This window comes from Micromonospora cabrerizensis (assembly GCF_022230955.1).
Classification (GTDB): domain Bacteria; phylum Actinomycetota; class Actinomycetes; order Mycobacteriales; family Micromonosporaceae; genus Micromonospora; species Micromonospora cabrerizensis.
In genome coordinates this window covers 107,762-123,551 of sequence record NZ_JAKKFI010000067.1, presented here as the reverse complement: position 1 = coordinate 123,551, position 15,790 = coordinate 107,762, and the positions used below count along the sequence as shown (strand labels likewise).

General features: G+C 71.9%; 12 protein-coding genes. 2 read left to right on the top strand and 10 right to left on the bottom strand.

From position 1 onward, the window contains the following. The first annotated feature begins 34 nt into the window (after positions 1–34). Positions 35–982, top strand: a complete 948-nt coding sequence (locus LADH09A_RS16915; RefSeq protein WP_238646217.1) for a DUF389 domain-containing protein — start codon at positions 35–37, stop codon at positions 980–982. On the opposite strand, the gene LADH09A_RS16910 is transcribed toward LADH09A_RS16915, so the two are convergent. The 3 genes from LADH09A_RS16910 to LADH09A_RS16900 form a co-directional block, all read right to left on the bottom strand. Beyond that, positions 912–1,379 carry a hypothetical protein gene (locus LADH09A_RS16910; RefSeq protein ID WP_238646215.1) on the bottom strand — a complete coding sequence of 156 codons (468 nt, stop codon included), beginning with the start codon at positions 1,377–1,379 and terminating at the stop codon, positions 912–914. The genes LADH09A_RS16915 and LADH09A_RS16910 overlap by 71 nt on opposite strands. A 24-nt stretch (positions 1,380–1,403) precedes the next feature. Then, on the bottom strand, positions 1,404–2,288 hold the full coding sequence (locus LADH09A_RS16905; RefSeq protein WP_238646256.1) for an aminoglycoside phosphotransferase family protein: 885 nt from the start codon (positions 2,286–2,288) through the stop codon (positions 1,404–1,406). 276 nt (positions 2,289–2,564) lie between these two features. Continuing rightward, positions 2,565–5,144 carry a Tex family protein gene (locus LADH09A_RS16900; protein WP_238646213.1) on the bottom strand — a complete coding sequence of 860 codons (2,580 nt, stop codon included), beginning with the start codon at positions 5,142–5,144 and terminating at the stop codon, positions 2,565–2,567. Between the two features lie 183 nt (positions 5,145–5,327). Here LADH09A_RS16900 and LADH09A_RS16895 point away from each other — a divergent pair, with 183 nt between their 5' ends. Further along, positions 5,328–6,839, top strand: coding sequence for a deoxyguanosinetriphosphate triphosphohydrolase family protein (locus LADH09A_RS16895; protein ID WP_238646211.1), 1,512 nt, complete (start codon positions 5,328–5,330; stop codon positions 6,837–6,839). An 85-nt stretch (positions 6,840–6,924) separates the two neighbouring features. Here LADH09A_RS16895 and LADH09A_RS16890 read toward each other — a convergent pair whose 3' ends face one another. The 7 genes from LADH09A_RS16890 to LADH09A_RS16860 all read right to left on the bottom strand — a co-directional run bounded on the left by LADH09A_RS16890 (position 6,925) and on the right by LADH09A_RS16860 (position 15,759). Next, positions 6,925–8,103 carry an MBL fold metallo-hydrolase gene (locus tag LADH09A_RS16890; RefSeq protein ID WP_238646210.1) on the bottom strand — a complete coding sequence of 393 codons (1,179 nt, stop codon included), beginning with the start codon at positions 8,101–8,103 and terminating at the stop codon, positions 6,925–6,927. Between the two features lie 124 nt (positions 8,104–8,227). After that, the gene (locus tag LADH09A_RS16885; protein ID WP_238646209.1) at positions 8,228–9,232 is read right to left on the bottom strand and encodes a serine hydrolase; all 1,005 of its coding nucleotides are present in this window, start codon (positions 9,230–9,232) and stop codon (positions 8,228–8,230) included. A 113-nt stretch (positions 9,233–9,345) separates the two neighbouring features. Next, complete coding sequence (locus LADH09A_RS16880; protein ID WP_238646208.1) at positions 9,346–10,275, bottom strand: SDR family NAD(P)-dependent oxidoreductase; 930 nt, start codon at positions 10,273–10,275, stop codon at positions 9,346–9,348. Between the two features lie 173 nt (positions 10,276–10,448). Next, positions 10,449–11,633, bottom strand: coding sequence for a zinc-dependent alcohol dehydrogenase (locus tag LADH09A_RS16875; protein ID WP_238646207.1), 1,185 nt, complete (start codon positions 11,631–11,633; stop codon positions 10,449–10,451). A 694-nt stretch (positions 11,634–12,327) separates the two neighbouring features. Further along, entirely contained in the window at positions 12,328–13,092 is a 765-nt protein-coding gene (locus tag LADH09A_RS16870; RefSeq protein ID WP_238646206.1) for a succinate dehydrogenase/fumarate reductase iron-sulfur subunit, read from the bottom strand. Then, on the bottom strand, positions 13,089–15,026 hold the full coding sequence (locus tag LADH09A_RS16865; RefSeq protein ID WP_238646204.1) for a fumarate reductase/succinate dehydrogenase flavoprotein subunit: 1,938 nt from the start codon (positions 15,024–15,026) through the stop codon (positions 13,089–13,091). The genes LADH09A_RS16870 and LADH09A_RS16865 overlap by 4 nt, the downstream gene beginning before the upstream one ends. Position 15,027: 1 nt before the next feature. Next, positions 15,028–15,759 (bottom strand): succinate dehydrogenase cytochrome b subunit, encoded by a 732-nt coding sequence (locus LADH09A_RS16860; RefSeq protein ID WP_274529630.1) that lies wholly within the window; start codon positions 15,757–15,759, stop codon positions 15,028–15,030. Between the last annotated feature and the right edge of the window lie 31 nt (positions 15,760–15,790).

Genomic DNA, 15,790 nt, shown 5'->3' with positions numbered 1-15,790 from the left:
GGAAGAACTGGCCGGTCGGGCGAGGGGGGTTGACGTGCTGCACCTGAGGGTGATCGCTCCGGCGGACCGGTCGACGGAGGTCGTCGACCTGCTCTCCGCGGAGGCGGGGGTGACCCACCTGGCGGTGCTGCCCGGTGCCGCCCGGCAACCGCCGGGTGACCTCATCCTCTGCGACGTGGTGCGGGAGAGCGCCGACCGCGTGCTGCGGGAGTTGCGCCGGATCGGCGTGGACACCAGCGGCGGCATCGCGGCCGAGGACGTCGAGCTGACCATCTCCGCGGCGGCCGACCGGGCGGCGGACCGCGCGCCGGGCAGCGGCGCGGACGCGGTGGTCTGGGACGAGATCGCCGCGAAGACCGGCGAGCAGACCCACCTGTCCGGCACCTACCTCGTGCTGATCGTGGTAGCCACCATGATCGCCGGCATCGGCGTGCTGTTGGACCAGCCGATCCTCATCGTCGGGGCGATGGTGGTCGGTCCGGAGTTCGGCCCTCTCGCCGCGCTCTGCGTGGCGTTGCTGCGCCGCCAGCTCCCGGTGGTCGGCCGCTCGGTGCAGGCCCTCGTGGTCGGCTTCCTGGCCGCCATGGTGGCGACCGTGCTGAGCACCTGGGCGCTGACCGCAGCCGGCCTGGTCAGCCGGGAGATGCTGCTGGCCGACCGCCCACTCACCGATTTCATCTGGCGGCCGGACGCGCTGTCCTGGGTGGTCGGTCTACTCGCCGGCGTGGCCGGGATGCTCTCGTTGACGTCGAAGAAGTCCGGCAGCCTGGTCGGGGTGCTGATCTCGGTGACCACCGTCCCGGCCGCGGCGAACGTGGCGGTCGCGGCCGCCTACGGAGTGTGGGACGAGGCGGGCGGCTCGGCGCTCCAACTGGTGATCAACCTGGGTGCGATCATCCTGGCCGGACTGCTCACCCTCGTGGTGCAGCAGGTCCTGTGGTGGCGTCTGGCTCGCCGGTTCCGTCGTCCAGCAACCGGGTGAGCAGCGTTCGCAACGGGATCGACTCGCCGTCGCGGCCACCGGCCCCGACCACCAACGGGGCCGGGCTGGGCTCCGGGTCGACGCCGAACAGCCGGGCCCGCAGGCCGCCCGGCACGGTCAGCAGGTGGAACCGGCCGGCAACGTCCACCGCCCGGGTCTCGGCCCGGTCGACGTACCAGCCGGTCAGCCTGGTCCGGTAGCGCCCGCGCCCGTCGTAACCCCGGGCGACCAGCCGGTCGGTGCGCAGCCCGCGCCGGGTCGCCTCGGCCACGAACCAGGCCACCAGCTTCGCCGCCTCCGCGTGCTCGGCGGCCCGCCGCCGCGCGTCCGCGTCGGCGTGCGCCCGCACCGCCTGCCGCTGCTGATCCCGCCACGTCCGGCCGTCCGGCTCACTCACGACGCCGACGGTACGCGACGGGGATCAGTCGAGTACGGCCCGCAGGGTACGCCGGGCGATCGCGGCCATCACCAGGTTGGTCTCGACGTAGTACGGCAGCGCGTTGATCGCCTGCTGAAGCGCCCATCCGCGCCCGCGCTCCCACGTCGCGTCGTCCACGCCGAGCGCCCGCCGGTACGTCTCCCGCGACCCGGCGTCGAACAGGTTCCACGCCGGCATCAGGTCCACCGCCGGGTCGCCCACGCCGACGGCCCCCAGATCGATGACCGCGGCCAGTCGACCGTCACGAACCAGCAGGTTGCCCGGCATCAGGTCGGCGTGGATCCACCTGTCGGCCACCTGGGGCCGGGGGATGGCCCGGCAGCGGTCCCACACCTCGGCGAGTCGAGCGGTGTCGGTGAGCTGGACGCTGCTGGCCAGGGCCGAGCGCACCCCGGCGTCGTGGTCGGCCAGCGGGCCGCCCCGGCCGGACCCGGACCAGCCCCGACCGCCGGTGTCGATGGCGTGCAGGGCGGTGACGACACCGGCCAGGTCCCGGGCGAAGGCGTCCAGGTCGCCGAGGCGGCCGGGATGGATCGGCTCCCCGGGAATCCAGCGGTACGCCGTCCACGGCCCGGGATACCCCTCGCCCGGCTCGCCGAGGCCGAGCGGTTCGGGCACCGCGACCGGCAGGTTCCGGCCGAGCAGCCGGGCGTGCTCCTGCTCCCGCAGCAGCTCCGCCCGCAGCTCGGGGTCGGCCGTCGGTTGCAGGGGGAACCGCAGGACGATCTCGGCACCGAGCCGGAAGAGGGCGTTCACCGTGCCGGTCGAGGGGAGCGGACGGACGGGGAGCGCCCGCCACTCGGGAAACTGCTCGGCGACCAGGGCGGCCACCACCTCGGCGTCGACGTCGACCTGATCGGCATGCATCTTCACCGCGAGATCATCACCGCGAACCCCACCGCCACGCGAGCGGATTTCCCGCCGCCCGCGTCGGCCGCTGTCCGCAGCCGTTCCGGCCGAGTCTGGGCCCCGGGCCTGACCTCGCTGGCTCGATGACTCCAGATCTTGGACAGTTTCCGTCACGTCGGAACGGAAACTGTCCAAGATCTGCTGTGCCTTGGCGTTCAGGCGAGCGCCAGCAGAGGCAGAGGTGTCGGGATGACCGCCGGTGCGGCGGCATCCCGGTCGCCATCTCGTGCTGGGTCAGGCCAGTCCGGCGCGGCGCAGGGCCTCCGCCATCGCGTCATTGGCCGGCGCGGGTGCGCCCTGCCGCTGCCCGCCACGACCGCCCTGCTGCCCACCGCCACGACCGCCCTGCCCGCCACGACCGTCCTGCCCGCCACGACCGTCCTGCTGCCCGCCACGACCGCCCTGCCCGCCACGACCGTCCTGCTGCCCGCCACGACCGCCCTGCCCGCCACGACCGTCCTGTCCGCCGCGGGCGCCCTGCCCACCGCCACGACCGTCCTGCTGTCCGGCGCCGCGACCGCCCTGCGGGCCACCGGATGCGCCCTGCCCGCCGCGACCACCCTGCGGCCCGCGCTGCGCCGGGCCGCCGCGCCCCTCCTGGCTCGTCCGACCACCACCGGCGGCCGCCGGGTCGTCCTCCAGGCGCAGGGTCAGCGAGATGCGCTTACGGGGTACGTCCACGTCGAGCACCCTGACCTTGACCACGTCACCGGACTTCACCACCTCGCGGGGGTCCTTCACGAAGGTCCGGGACAGCGCCGAGACGTGCACGAGACCGTCCTGGTGCACCCCGACGTCGACGAACGCGCCGAACGCGGCCACGTTGGTGACCACGCCCTCGAGCACCATGCCCGGCGTCAGGTCGCCGATCTTCTCCACCCCCTCGACGAAGGTGGCGGTGCGGAACTCCGGGCGGGGGTCCCGGCCCGGCTTCTCCAGCTCGGCGAGGATGTCGGTGACGGTCGGCAGACCGAAGCGGTCGTCGACGAAGTCGGTGGCCCGCAGCCCCCGCAGGATGGTGCTCCTACCGATCACCGAGCGCAGGTCCTGGCCGGTGCTGGACAGGATCCGGCGCACCACCGGGTACGCCTCGGGGTGCACGCTGGAGGAATCCAGTGGGTCGTCGCCGTCGGGGATGCGCAGGAAGCCCGCGCACTGCTCGAACGCCTTCGGACCGAGCCGCGCCACCTTCTTCAGCTCGGTACGCGACCGGAACGGCCCGTTGGCGTCCCGGTGCAGCACGATGTTCTCCGCCAGCCCGGCGCCGATCCCGGAGACCCGGGTCAGCAGCGGCGCCGAGGCGGTGTTGACGTCCACCCCGACTGCGTTGACGCAGTCCTCGACGACCGCGTCCAGCGACCGGGACAACTTCACCTCGGACAGGTCGTGCTGGTACTGGCCGACCCCGATCGACCGAGGGTCGATCTTGACCAGCTCGGCGAGCGGGTCCTGGAGCCGCCGGGCGATGGAGACCGCGCCGCGCAGCGACACGTCCATCCCGGGCAGCTCCTGCGAGGCGTACGCGGAGGCGGAGTAGACCGAAGCGCCGGCCTCGGAGACCATCACCTTGGTCAGGTTGAGCTGCGGGTGCCGCTTGATCAGGTCACCGGCCAGCTTGTCGGTCTCCCGCGAGGCGGTGCCGTTGCCGATCGCGATCAGCTCCACCCCGTGTGCCCCGGCGAGCCGGGCGAGGGTCTCGACCGACGCGTCCCACTGCCGGCGTGGCTCGTGCGGATAGATCGTGTCGGTGGCGAGCACCTTGCCGGTGGCGTCCACCACGGCCACCTTCACGCCGGTCCGCAGGCCCGGGTCCAGGCCCATCGTGGGCCGGGTGCCGGCCGGCGCGGCCAGCAGCAGGTCGCGCAGGTTGGTCGCGAAGACCCGCACCGCCTCCTCCTCGGCCGCCTGCCACAGCCGCATCCGCAGGTCCGCGCCGAGGTGGATGAGGATCCGGGTACGCCAGGCCCAGCGGACCGTGTCGGCCAGCCAGCGGTCGGCCGGGCGGCCCGCGTCGGAGACACCGAACCGGCCGGCGATGGCCGCCTCGTACCGGGTCGGGCCGGTCGGCGCGGCGTCGGCCTCGCCGGCCTCCTCCGACTCCATGGTCAGGTCGAGCACACCCTCCTTCTCGCCCCGGAACATGGCCAGGATCCGGTGCGAGGGCAGCTTCGGGTACGGCTCGGAGAAGTCGAAGTAGTCGGCGAACTTGGCGCCCGCGGTCTCCTGACCCTCGCGTACCCGGGAAGCCAGGCGGCCTCGCGACCACATCTGCTCGCGCAGCGTGCCGATCAGGTCGGCATCCTCCGCGAAGGTCTCGATGAGGATCGCCCGCGCGCCCTCCAGCGCGGCGGCGGCGTCGGCGACGCCCTTCTCCTCGTCGACGAACCCGGCGGCGGTGACCCGGGGGTCCTGGTTCGGGTCGGCCAGCAGCGTCTCGGCCAACGGCGCCAACCCGGCCTCGCGGGCGATCTGCGCCCGGGTCCGCCGCTTCGGCTTGTACGGCAGGTAGATGTCCTCCAGCCGGGACTTCGAGTCGGCGGCCATGATCTGCGCTTCCAGGGCCTCGTCGAGCTTGCCCTGACCGCGGATCGACTCCAGCACCGCCGCCCGACGCTCGTCCAGCTCACGCAGGTAGCGCAGCCGCTCCTCCAGGGTGCGCAGCTGGGTGTCGTCGAGCAGGCCGGTGGCCTCCTTGCGGTAACGGGCGATGAACGGCACGGTGGCGCCGCCGTCGAGCAGGTCCACGGCCGCCCGTACCTGACGCTCGGCCACGCCGAGCTCGTCGGCGATCCGCTGATGAACAGACTGGGTCACGATCTCGATCCGCCTTCGACTCGATCCGCCTTCACAGGGCGGCTACCGCCTGCATTCTGCCGGGCGGCCCTCGGCGCTGTCGCCGCGCCCGGCCGGGCTGACCCGCCGCATCCGGGCTGACCCTCCGCGCCCGGCCGGGGTGACCGGCGGCGGTCCCGTCGGGCCTGCGCTAGCGTGGCGATCATGGAAACACCTGCGGAGCCGCGCGCCCGGCGGCTCTTCGGCGGCAGCGCCCGGGCCCTCGGCGACCTGACGGCCAACCCGTTCCGCGCCGACCGGGACCGGATCGTCGGCTCGCCGTTCTTCGCCCGCCTCGGTGGTGTCACCCAGGTGATCAGCCCGGTCGGCTCCGGGCTGCTGGTGCACAACCGGCTCACCCACAGCCTCAAGGTCGCCCAGGTGGCCCGGGCGGTCGCCGAGCGGTTGAACGCCGACGACCGGTGGCGTGCCCTGTTGGACAAGCTCGGCGGCTGCGACCCCGACGTGGTGGAGGCCGCCGCGCTCGCCCACGACCTCGGCCACCCGCCGTTCGGGCACCTGGGGGAGCGGGTGCTGGACCGGCTGGCTCGCCAGCGCCTCGGCCTCGCCGACGGCTTCGAGGGCAACGCCCAGTCGTACCGGATCGTCACCAGCACCGAGATCCGCGGCGCGGCCACCACCGGGCTGGACCTGACCGCCGCGGTCCGCGCGGCGATGCTGAAGTACCCGTGGACCCGGCTGGACCACCCCGACCCGCACCCGCGCACCATGGACCCGCCGCCGCGCGGAGCCACCCCGCCGCCGGACGACCCGGAGAGCGGCTCCTCGAAGTTCGGCGCATACCGGACCGAACTCGACGACCTGCGGCAGGCCCGCGAGCCGTTCGCCGGTCGCATCCCGGACTGGCAGCAGACCGTGGAGGCGTCGGTGATGGACACCGCCGACGACATCGCGTACGCCATCCACGACGTGGAGGACTTCTACCGGGTCGGTGTGCTGCAACAGGGGTCGGTGTCCGCCGAGTTGATGGCGTGGCAGCGCGAGAGCGGGCACTTCCGGGCGATCACCGACGCGGCGCTGGCCACCGCGGCGCGGCGTCCCGGGGCGGCGATCGAGCGGTTGCGTCGACAGCTGCACCGCAAGGACGCCTGGATCGCCGACGACGACGCGTTCGCCGCCGCCGTCGAGCATGTCCGCGAAGAGTTGGTCGACGGGCTGCTGGCGATGCCGTTCGACGGCTCGATCGAGGCCGAGCAGTACGTGGCGCGGTTCTCCGCCCGCTGGTCCACCCGCTTCGTCGAGGCGATCACGGTGACCGACCAGCCGTCGGTGCGCTCGGGTCACGTGCTGCTGGGCTGCGCGCAGTGGCACGAGGTACAGGTGCTCAAGTTCGTCCACCACCGGTTCGTACTGGCCCGACCGGATCTCGCCCTGCACCAGCGCGGCCAGGCACGGCTGCTGGGCACCCTGGTCGAGGCGCTCTGGGAGTGGCTGCTCGACCCGGAGGAGGAGTCGCGGCTGCCCCGCCGGCTGCACGACCTGGTCGAGCTGGCCGAGGCGGAGCTGCACCCGCGGATCCCGGACCGGATCGGCCGCGCCCGGGGGCGGGCCATCGTGGACTTCGTCGCGCAGCTCACCGACGGTCAGGCGGTGGCCATGCTGGATGCGCTCTCCGGTCGCTCCGGCGCCCTCTGGACCGACGCCTTCGTGCTCTGACCCGACCCCGCGCGGCCTGACCTGCTCTGACCCGACCCCGCGCTGACCCGACCCCGCGCTGACCCGACCGCGCGCTGACCCGACGTCAGGCGACCGACTGCCACCAGCCGTCGACGGCTGGTGGTTGGTCGACCACCACCCGCTCGCCGGGGCGGGGCACCGCGAGCCGCACGTCGCGGGCCTTCGCCTCGGCCCACAGCCGGTCGACCGGCTCGGACCAGTCGTGCAGGGCCAGGTTGAACGTCGCCCAGTGCACCGGAACGAACAGCCCGCCGCGCAGGTCGAGGTGGGCGTCGACCGCCTCCTCGGGGAACATGTGGATCGTCGGCCAGGCCCGGTCGTACGCGCCGATCTGCATCAGCGTCACGTCGAACGGCCCGTGCTCGGCGCCGATCGTCGCGTACCCGTCGAAGTAACCGGAGTCACCGGTGTAGAAGACCCTGCGGCGGGCCCCGGCCACCACCCACGAACTCCAGAGCGTGCCGTCACGGCGCAGACCCCGCCCGGAGAAGTGCTGGGCGGCGGTGGCGGTGATCTCCAGCCCGGCGACCCGGTGTGACTCGGACCAGTCCAGCTCGATGATCCGTTCGGCGGGGACGCCCCAGCGGTCCAGGTGCGCGCCCACCCCGAGCGGCACCAGGAACGGCGCGGACTGCCCGACCAGCAGCGCCCGCACGGTGGCCATGTCGAGGTGGTCGTAGTGGTCGTGCGAGATCAGGATGGCATCCAGCGGCGGCAGCTCGTCGAGGCGTACCGGTGGCTCGTGCAGCCGGCGAGGACCGACCAGCCCGGAGGGAGAACACCGCTCACTCCACACCGGGTCGAGCAGCACCCGCCGGCCCTCGATCTCGATCAGCGTCGAGGCGTGGCCGTACCAGACGATGTTCAGCTCGTCGGCGGTGTCGGCGGTGTCGGCGGTGTCGGCGGCCGCCGGCGCGCCGGCAAGCCCGGACGCGCTGGGGCGCAGCAGCGGCACGGCAGCGGTGGGGCGTCGCTTCTGCTTGCCGAAGATCAGCTCGCGGAGCAGGTTGCGGCCCGGCTCGGCGACCATCGTGCGGGTGCCGACCTGGTTGTGGAAGGTGCCCTCGCGGAACTGGGGCGAGCGGGCCGCCCGTTCGGCCCGGGCCCCGCTGAGCCGGCCGCCGAGCGCTGCCGGCACATCCCGGGCGACCCAGGCCAGCCCGGCCAGCGCCGCCAGCCCGGCCGCGCCCCGCATCCGCCGCCCGAGCGACCGTTCGACGTCCGTGCTCTGCGCTCGTGCCATTGCCGTCCCTCCGACGTGTCCGCCCTACACGGTAGTCACCCGGACCGGTCCGTGCCTCGGCGGTCGCCACGCCGGGTCGGTCGCCAGCGGTGGCGACCGACCCGGGACAGGCTCAGCTGGCGCCCTAGCCGCCGTTGCTGGGGCGTCGGGCGGTGATCCGGAACGTCTTGCCCACGCCCGCGATCCGGTCGACGGCGGTCAGGAACCTGCGGCCCATGGCGGCCCGGGCCTGGACCGCCGGGTGGGTGGCCCCGAAGTCCTCCGGGTTGGCCTGCCCGTCGGCGAAGAGCGCGTACGTGAGCACGGCCGCACCGGAGCGGTCGAAGATCACTCCGGCCTCGTGCCGGGCGTCGCCGTACCAGCCGGCCTTCGTGGCGATCCGGGCCCGCTCGTCCGAGGACATCGTCCGGCGGATGCCGTCGGTGAACGCCACCGGGGCACGCAGGAGACCCAACAGGTACGTCGTCGAGGCGGGGGAGAGCAGCGTGCCGCCGACCAGGGCACGCAGCAGGTCGTGCGTCTCGCGCGGGGTGCTGGTGCCGAGGAAGAACCGGTTCGGGTTGGCCACCGGCTGGACCTGGGTGTTCGGGAAACCCTTGGCGACCAGGATGGAGTTGATCTCGGCGGCCGGGGCGACCAGCCCGCACAGCCGCACGGCCGTGTCGTCCGAGACGGTCAGCAGGTTGGCCAGCACGTGCCCGAGGGTCACCATGCTCGGGTATGCGCCGTCCAGGCTGAAGATGCCGTCACCCCCCGGCACCACGATCGCCGCGCTCACCTCGACCTGCTGGTCCAGGGTGAGCAGCCCCCGGTCGACCTTGTCGAGCACCGCGGTCGCGACCGCGATCTTGTTGACGCTGTACGCCTCGATCCGCCGGTCCGCGTCGGTCTCCACCGCGACCACCGGCGAGCCGGCCGGGTCGGCGACGCTGACGTACGCCTGCCAGTTACCGCCGGCCTCAGCGCTGTGCTTGGCGAAGACGGCGCCGACCCGGTGGGCTGCCCGGGCGGGAGTGGTCGGGGCGACCTCGGTGCTCTCGGCGGCGCTCGCCGAGGAGGCGGCACCCAGCACCGTGCCCGCGGTGGCCACCGTGCCCAACCCGAGTGCAGTTCTGCGGTTCAGTCGCATGATCGATCTTCTCCCCCATCGTGGTGTGCCAGTGCGCTTGCTGGCACACCACCCTAGGCGAGTTGATCGATCCACAATGTCCCCCCGAACAGTCCCGAACAACTCCGAACAGCTCAGCCGAACCGTCGGCGAAGTGCGGCGCCGACCGCGCCGGCCGACCCGGTCACGAGTTGTCGCAGGTCGGGCAGGTGGCCGCCGCGTACCGACTCGCCAGCCGGGTTCGGGGCGAAGACGCTGCCGTCGTTCGGGGCGACCGGCCGTCCACTCAGGCCGGCCAGTCGCATCAACGGCCCGACGAGGACGTCGTAGACGCCCGGCAGCACGATGAACCCGGCCCGCATCACCACGTTGAGCCGGCCCACGGAAACCTCCCGGCGAGGCCGGTCCACACAGTGCACGATGGCACGGGCCACCCGCTGCGGGCCGCTGATCGGCAGTGGAGGTCGCCCGACCCGACCCAGGTAGTTCGCCGCCTGCTGGTAGACCGGAGTGTCCACGCTGCCCGGGTTGACCAGACACAGCCGGATCCCCGGGCTGTCCCGCAACTCCTGCTGCACCGTGCGGACCAGCCCCTGCAACCCCCACTTGCTCGCCACGTACGCGCTCATGTACGGGGCGGTGATGTGCCCGAGCACCGAGCCGGTGAGGACGATCGTGCCGACCCCGGTGGCCCGGAAGTGTCGCAGCGCCACCCGCACCGAGCTGGCCGCGCCGAGCAGGTCGGTCCGCACCACCTGGTCGAAGACCCGCCCGGGCAGCTCGTCGAAGCGACCGTAGGCCATCACCGCCGCCGTGTGCACCCACACGTCGATGCGGCCGAACCGGTCGATCGCCGCGTCGGCGAGCGCGTCCAGCGCGCCCGGCTCGGTGACGTCGGTCGGCACGGTCAACACATCGACGTCCGCGCACTCCGCGCGTACCTCAGCCAGGGTCGTGGTGGCGCGAGCGGCGAGGACCAGGCGGTCGCCGCGCTCGGCGAACGCCCGGGCCGTCGCACGGCCGATCCCGCTGCTCGCGCCGACGATCACGACCACTCGACTCACGGCGCTGGCTGCATTCGTGACTGCGGGGCTCGCAACCCCGGCTCACTCCTCGCACTCACGGCGCTGGCTGCATTCGTGACTGCGGGGCTCGCAACCCCGGCTCACTCCTCGCACTCACGGCGCTGGCTGCATTCGTGACTGCGGGGCTCGCAACCCCGGCTCACTCCTCGCACTCACGGTGCGAGCACGACCTTGATGCAGCCGTCCTCCTTCTTCTGGAACATCTCGTACGCCTCCGGCGCGCGGGCCAGCGGCACCCGGTGGGTGCGCAGGTCCTCCACACCCAGCGGGTCGTCATCACCGGAGAGCAACGGCAGGATCTCGTCGGTCCACCGGCGCACGTGGCACTGCCCCATCCGCAACTGGATGCCCCGGTCGAACATCTCCATCAGCGGCATCGGGTCCGCCTCGCCGCCGTACACGCCGGAGAGCGAAACGGTGCCGCCACGGCGAACCGCCTTGAGCGCGGCGTGCAGAACGGACAGCCGGTCCATGCCGACCCGGTCGGTCATCGTCTGGGCCAGCTTGTCCGGCAGCAGTCCGACGGCGGCGTGGGCCAGCTTGCCCCCCGGCGAACCGTGCGCCTCCATCCCCACCGCGTCGATCACCGCGTCCGGGCCGCGCCCGTCGACCAGGTCGATCAGCGCGCCCGGCACGTCGGACAGTTCACGGACGTCGAGCACCTCGATGCCGTGCCGACGGGCCAGCTCCAACCGCTCGGGCACCAGGTCCAACCCGATCACCCGGCCGGCGCCCAGGTGGCGGCCGATCCGAGCGCAGAACTGCCCGACCGGGCCCAGCCCGAAGACGGCCAGGGTGCCGCCGGGTGGGGTGTCGGCGTACTTCACCGCCTGCCAGGCGGTCGGGAGGATGTCGGACAGGTACAGGTAACGCTCGTCGGCGCCGGTCGGCGGGACGACGATCGGGCCGAAGTGGGCCTGCGGGACCCGCAGGTACTCGGCCTGCCCACCGGGCACCGACCCGTAGAGCGAGGTGTAACCGAACAGCGCCGCACCCTTGCCCTCGCTGGTCACCTGGGTGGTCTCGCACTGCGCGTAGAGCTGGCGGTCGCACATCCAGCAACTCCCACAGGAGATGTTGAACGGCACCACCACCCGGTCGCCCGGCTTCAACCCGGTCACCTCCGACCCGACCTCCTGGACGATGCCCATCGGCTCGTGGCCCAGGACGTCACCCGGCTTCAGGTACGGCCCGAGAACCTCGTACAGGTGCAGGTCGGAGCCGCAGATCGCGGTTGAGGTGATCTTCACGATCGCGTCGGTGGGCTCCTCGATCCGAGGGTCCGGCACCTCCTCGACCCGTACGTCCCGCTTGCCCTGCCAGGTCAGTGCCTTCATGTCCCTCGTCCCTTCTCACGCGGTCTCGAGAGACTGCTACCCGGGCTCGGGCACTTGAACCGGCTTCGCGCTCCGATGTCCGGTTTGTTCGCGGCGCTGTCTTGCGGTGGGTGGTGGCGGTGGGGGCTGGGGCGGCGTCTTCGTCGGTGGTGGCGGTGGGGGCTGGGGCGGCGTCTTCGTCGGTGGTTGCGGTCCGGGGCTGGCGCGGCGTCTTCTTCGGTGGTTGCGGTCTGGGGCTGGGGGCGACCGTCCCCGGCTCCGGGCGGTCAGGCTTGATCCCTGCGCCGGGAACGGTCGCCCCCAGCCCCGTGGGTGGCCGCTGTCCGTCCGCTCCTTGCGCGCCGCCCGACAACCCCGGCAGGTGGGGGCGCTTCGGGTGGGCTCAGTGCGCTGGTCTGCACGCGCTGGTCTGCAAGCCCTGGTCATCGCGCCTCGATGTGTCCGGCTTGTCGGTTCTGTTGTCCTGCCGCGCGACTCGGGCAGGCCGAGAGCGGCTTGATCGACTCGTGTTCCTTGAAGTCGCGGTATCCGAGGTGCGGTGAAAGCCCGACTTCATGAAATCCGAGTGGATCAAGCGGGCTCGGGCTCGGGGGACGCCGGGCCAAGGACCGAACGCCGGGCCAAGGGCAAACGCCGGACCGCCGTACCCCGAAAACAGTGCAGGGGTACGGCGGTCCGGCGTCGTGCGGTGGCCTCAGGAGCCGGGGGTGTTGTTGGCACCCTTCGCGGTGGCCGCGAGGTAGTCGCGGTTGAGTCGGCCGATGGTGTTCAGCGGGATGCCCTTCGGGCAGGCCGGGGTGCACTCGCCGGCGTTGGTGCAGCCGCCGAAGCCGGCCTCGTCGTGCGCGTCGACCATGCCGATCACCCGCGTGTACCGCTCCGGCTGGCCCTGCGGTAGCAGCGAGAGCTGGGTGAGCTTGGCGGCGGTGAAGAGCATGCCGGAGCCGTTCGGGCAGGCTGCCACGCAGGCGCCGCAGCCGATGCAGGCCGCCGACTCGAAGGCGGCGTCCGCGTTGGCCTTGGCGACCGGGGTGGAGTGCGCCTCGGGCGCGCTGCCGGTTGGCGCGGTGACGTAGCCGCCGGCCGCGATGATCTTGTCGAAGGCGCCCCGGTTGACCACCAGGTCCTTGATGACCGGGAAGGCGCTGGCCCGCCACGGCTCGATGTCGATCGTCTCGCCGTCCTTGAACTGCCGCATGTGCAGTTGGCACGCGGTGGTGCCGCGCTGCGGCCCGTGCGCGTCACCGTTGATCATCAGGCCGCACATGCCGCAGATGCCCTCGCGGCAGTCGTGGTCGAACGCCACCGGGTCCTCGCCGGAGAGGATCAGCCGCTCGTTGAGCACGTCGAGCATCTCCAGGAACGACATGTCCGGGGACACGTCGTCGACCGGGTAGGTCACCATCCGACCCTTGTCCTCAGGGCCCTTCTGGCGCCAGATGCGCAGGGTCAGGTTCACTTGTAGCTCCGCTGCGTGGGGTGGACGTATTCGAACTTCAGGTCTTCCTTGTGCAGCACCGACGGCTCGCCGTCGGCGGTGAACTCCCAGGCCGCCACGTACGCGAACCGGTCGTCGTCGCGCTGCGCCTCGCCGTCGGGGGTCTGGTGCTCGGCCCGGAAGTGGCCGCCGCAGGACTCCTCGCGGTGCAGGGCGTCGATGCACATCAGCTCGGCCAGTTCGAAGAAGTCGGCCACCCGGCCGGCCTTCTCCAGCGACTGGTTGAGCTCCTCACCGGTGCCGGACACCTTGACGCGCTGCCAGAACTGCTCGCGCAGGCCGCGGATCTCGTCGATCGCCTTGCGCAGCCCGGCCTCGCTGCGTTCCATGCCGCAGTGTTCCCACATGATCTGGCCGAGTTCCCGGTGGAACGAGTCCACGGTCCGGTCCCCGTCGACAGCAAGCAGCCGCTGGACGCGGTCCTCGACGTCGGTGCGGGCCGCGACCGCCGCCGGGTGGCTGGCGTCGACCTTCTCCAGCGGGCCGGAGGCCAGGTAGTTGGCGAGGGTGGTGGGCAGCACGAAGTAACCGTCGGCGAGGCCCTGCATCAGCGCGGAGGCGCCGAGGCGGTTCGCGCCGTGGTCGGAGAAGTTGGCCTCACCGATCACGAACAGGCCGGGGATGTTCGACTGGAGGTCGTAGTCGACCCACAGGCCGCCCATCGTGTAGTGCACGGCGGGGTAGATCCGCATCGGCACCTCGTACGGGTCCTCGCCGGTGATCCGCTCGTACATCTCGAAGAGGTTGCCGTACTTGGCCTCGATGGCCTTGCGGCCCAGCCGGTTGATCGCGTCGGCGAAGTCGAGGTAGACGCCGAGCTTGGTCGGCCCCACGCCCCGGCCCTCGTCGCAGACGTTCTTCGCGGCGCGGGAGGCGATGTCGCGGGGGACCAGGTTGCCGAAGGAGGGGTAGATCCGCTCCAGGTAGTAGTCCCGCTCGTTCTCGGGAATCTCCCGAGGGTTGCGGTCGTCACCCTTGGTCTTCGGCACCCAGACCCGGCCGTCGTTGCGCAGTGACTCGCTCATCAGGGTCAGCTTCGACTGGTGGTCGCCGGAGACCGGGATGCAGGTCGGGTGGATCTGCGTGTAGCAGGGGTTGGCGAAGTACGCGCCCTTGCGATGCGCCCGCCAGGTGGCGGTGACGTTGCAGCCCTTGGCGTTGGTGGAGAGGTAGAAGACGTTGCCGTAGCCACCGGAGGCGAGCACCACGGCATCGGCCATCTCGGTGCTGATCTCGCCGGTGACCAGGTCCCGGACGACGATGCCGCGGGCCTTGCCGTCGACGAGGACCAGCTCCAGCATCTCGTGCCGGGCGTTCATCTCGACGTTGCCCAGGCCGATCTGCCGCTCCAGGGCCTGGTACGCGCCGAGCAGCAGCTGCTGACCCGTCTGGCCCCGGGCGTAGAAGGTGCGCTGCACCTGGGCACCGCCGAAGGAGCGGGTGTCCAGCAGGCCGCCGTACTCGCGGGCGAACGGCACGCCCTGGGCGACGCACTGGTCGATGATGTTGACGGAGACCTCGGCGAGCCGGTGCACGTTCGACTCGCGGGAGCGGAAGTCGCCGCCCTTGACGGTGTCGTAGAACAGCCGGTGTACGGAGTCCCCGTCGTTGCGGTAGTTCTTCGCCGCGTTGATGCCGCCCTGTGCCGCGATGGAGTGCGCCCGGCGCGGGCTGTCCTGGTAGCAGTAGGACTTCACGTGGTAGCCCTGCTCGGCCAGGGTCGCCGCGGCCGAGCCACCGGCCAGGCCGGTGCCGACCACGATCACCGTCATCTTGCGTCGGTTGGCGGGGTTGACCAGCTTGGCCTCGAAGCGGCGGGTCTCCCAGCGCTTCTCGACCGGGCCGGCGGGAGCCTTGGTGTCGGCGATCGGGTCGCCCTCGGTGAAGAGTTCCATGTCAGGACACCAATCCGGTGAGTACGGCGAACGGGACCACCAGGTACCCGGCGCAGAGCAGCACGGCGAAGACCAGAGCTGCGGTACGCGCCCGACGCTCGCCTCGCGGGGTCTGCTGACCCAGGCTGCGGAACGCGCTGAACGCGCCGTGGCGCAGGTGGAAGCCCACCGCGAGGATGGCCAGCGTGTAGAAGAGCGTCACGTACCAGCGCTCCGGCGCGAAGTCGGCGACGACGTTGCCGTACGGCTTGCTGGCGTCGCCGACCGGGTTCAGCGTGCCGGTGGTCAGGTCCAGGAGGTGGTAGATCACGAAGAGCAGGATGATCACTCCACCCCAGCGCATCGTGCGGGCCGCGTAGCTGCCGTTGACCTTCTTGCGGTGCGCGTACTTGACCGGGCGGGCGGCGCGGGCACGTCGGGCCAGCACGGTGGCGGCGACGATGTGGGCGACGACCGCGACGAGCAGCACGGTGCGCAGGATCCAGAGGAACCAGACGCCGGGCAGCAGCGGCTTGCCGATGTCGCGCAGCCAGTGCGCGTAGTGGTCGAACGAGGTCTCCCCCGTGAACACCTTGAGGTTCCCGAGCATGTGGGCGATCAGGAACAGCGCCAGCAGGATGCCCGTCACCGCCATGACGGCCTTGAGGCCGACGTTCGAGCGGATGGGCGACCGAGTTTTCGTGATTACCACAGGACCGACGCTAGGAGCACTTCGATCAGTCGTCCAATGCATCAAACTCGCAGTGTTGATAGCCGTAGGCTAT

Bases quoted from the DNA above. Each gene is read 5' to 3' on its own strand.
- LADH09A_RS16860 (WP_274529630.1), bottom strand. From the start codon at position 15,759: ATGCATTGGACGACTGATCGAAGTGCTCCTAGCGTCGGTCCTGTGGTA.
- LADH09A_RS16905 (WP_238646256.1), bottom strand. From the start codon at position 2,288: ATGCATGCCGATCAGGTCGACGTCGACGCCGAGGTGGTGGCCGCCCTG.
- LADH09A_RS16875 (WP_238646207.1), bottom strand. From the start codon at position 11,633: ATGAAGGCACTGACCTGGCAGGGCAAGCGGGACGTACGGGTCGAGGAG.
- LADH09A_RS16885 (WP_238646209.1), bottom strand. From the start codon at position 9,232: ATGCGACTGAACCGCAGAACTGCACTCGGGTTGGGCACGGTGGCCACC.
- LADH09A_RS16865 (WP_238646204.1), bottom strand. From the start codon at position 15,026: ATGGAACTCTTCACCGAGGGCGACCCGATCGCCGACACCAAGGCTCCC.
- LADH09A_RS16895 (WP_238646211.1), top strand. From the start codon at position 5,328: ATGGAAACACCTGCGGAGCCGCGCGCCCGGCGGCTCTTCGGCGGCAGC.
- LADH09A_RS16890 (WP_238646210.1), bottom strand. From the start codon at position 8,103: ATGGCACGAGCGCAGAGCACGGACGTCGAACGGTCGCTCGGGCGGCGG.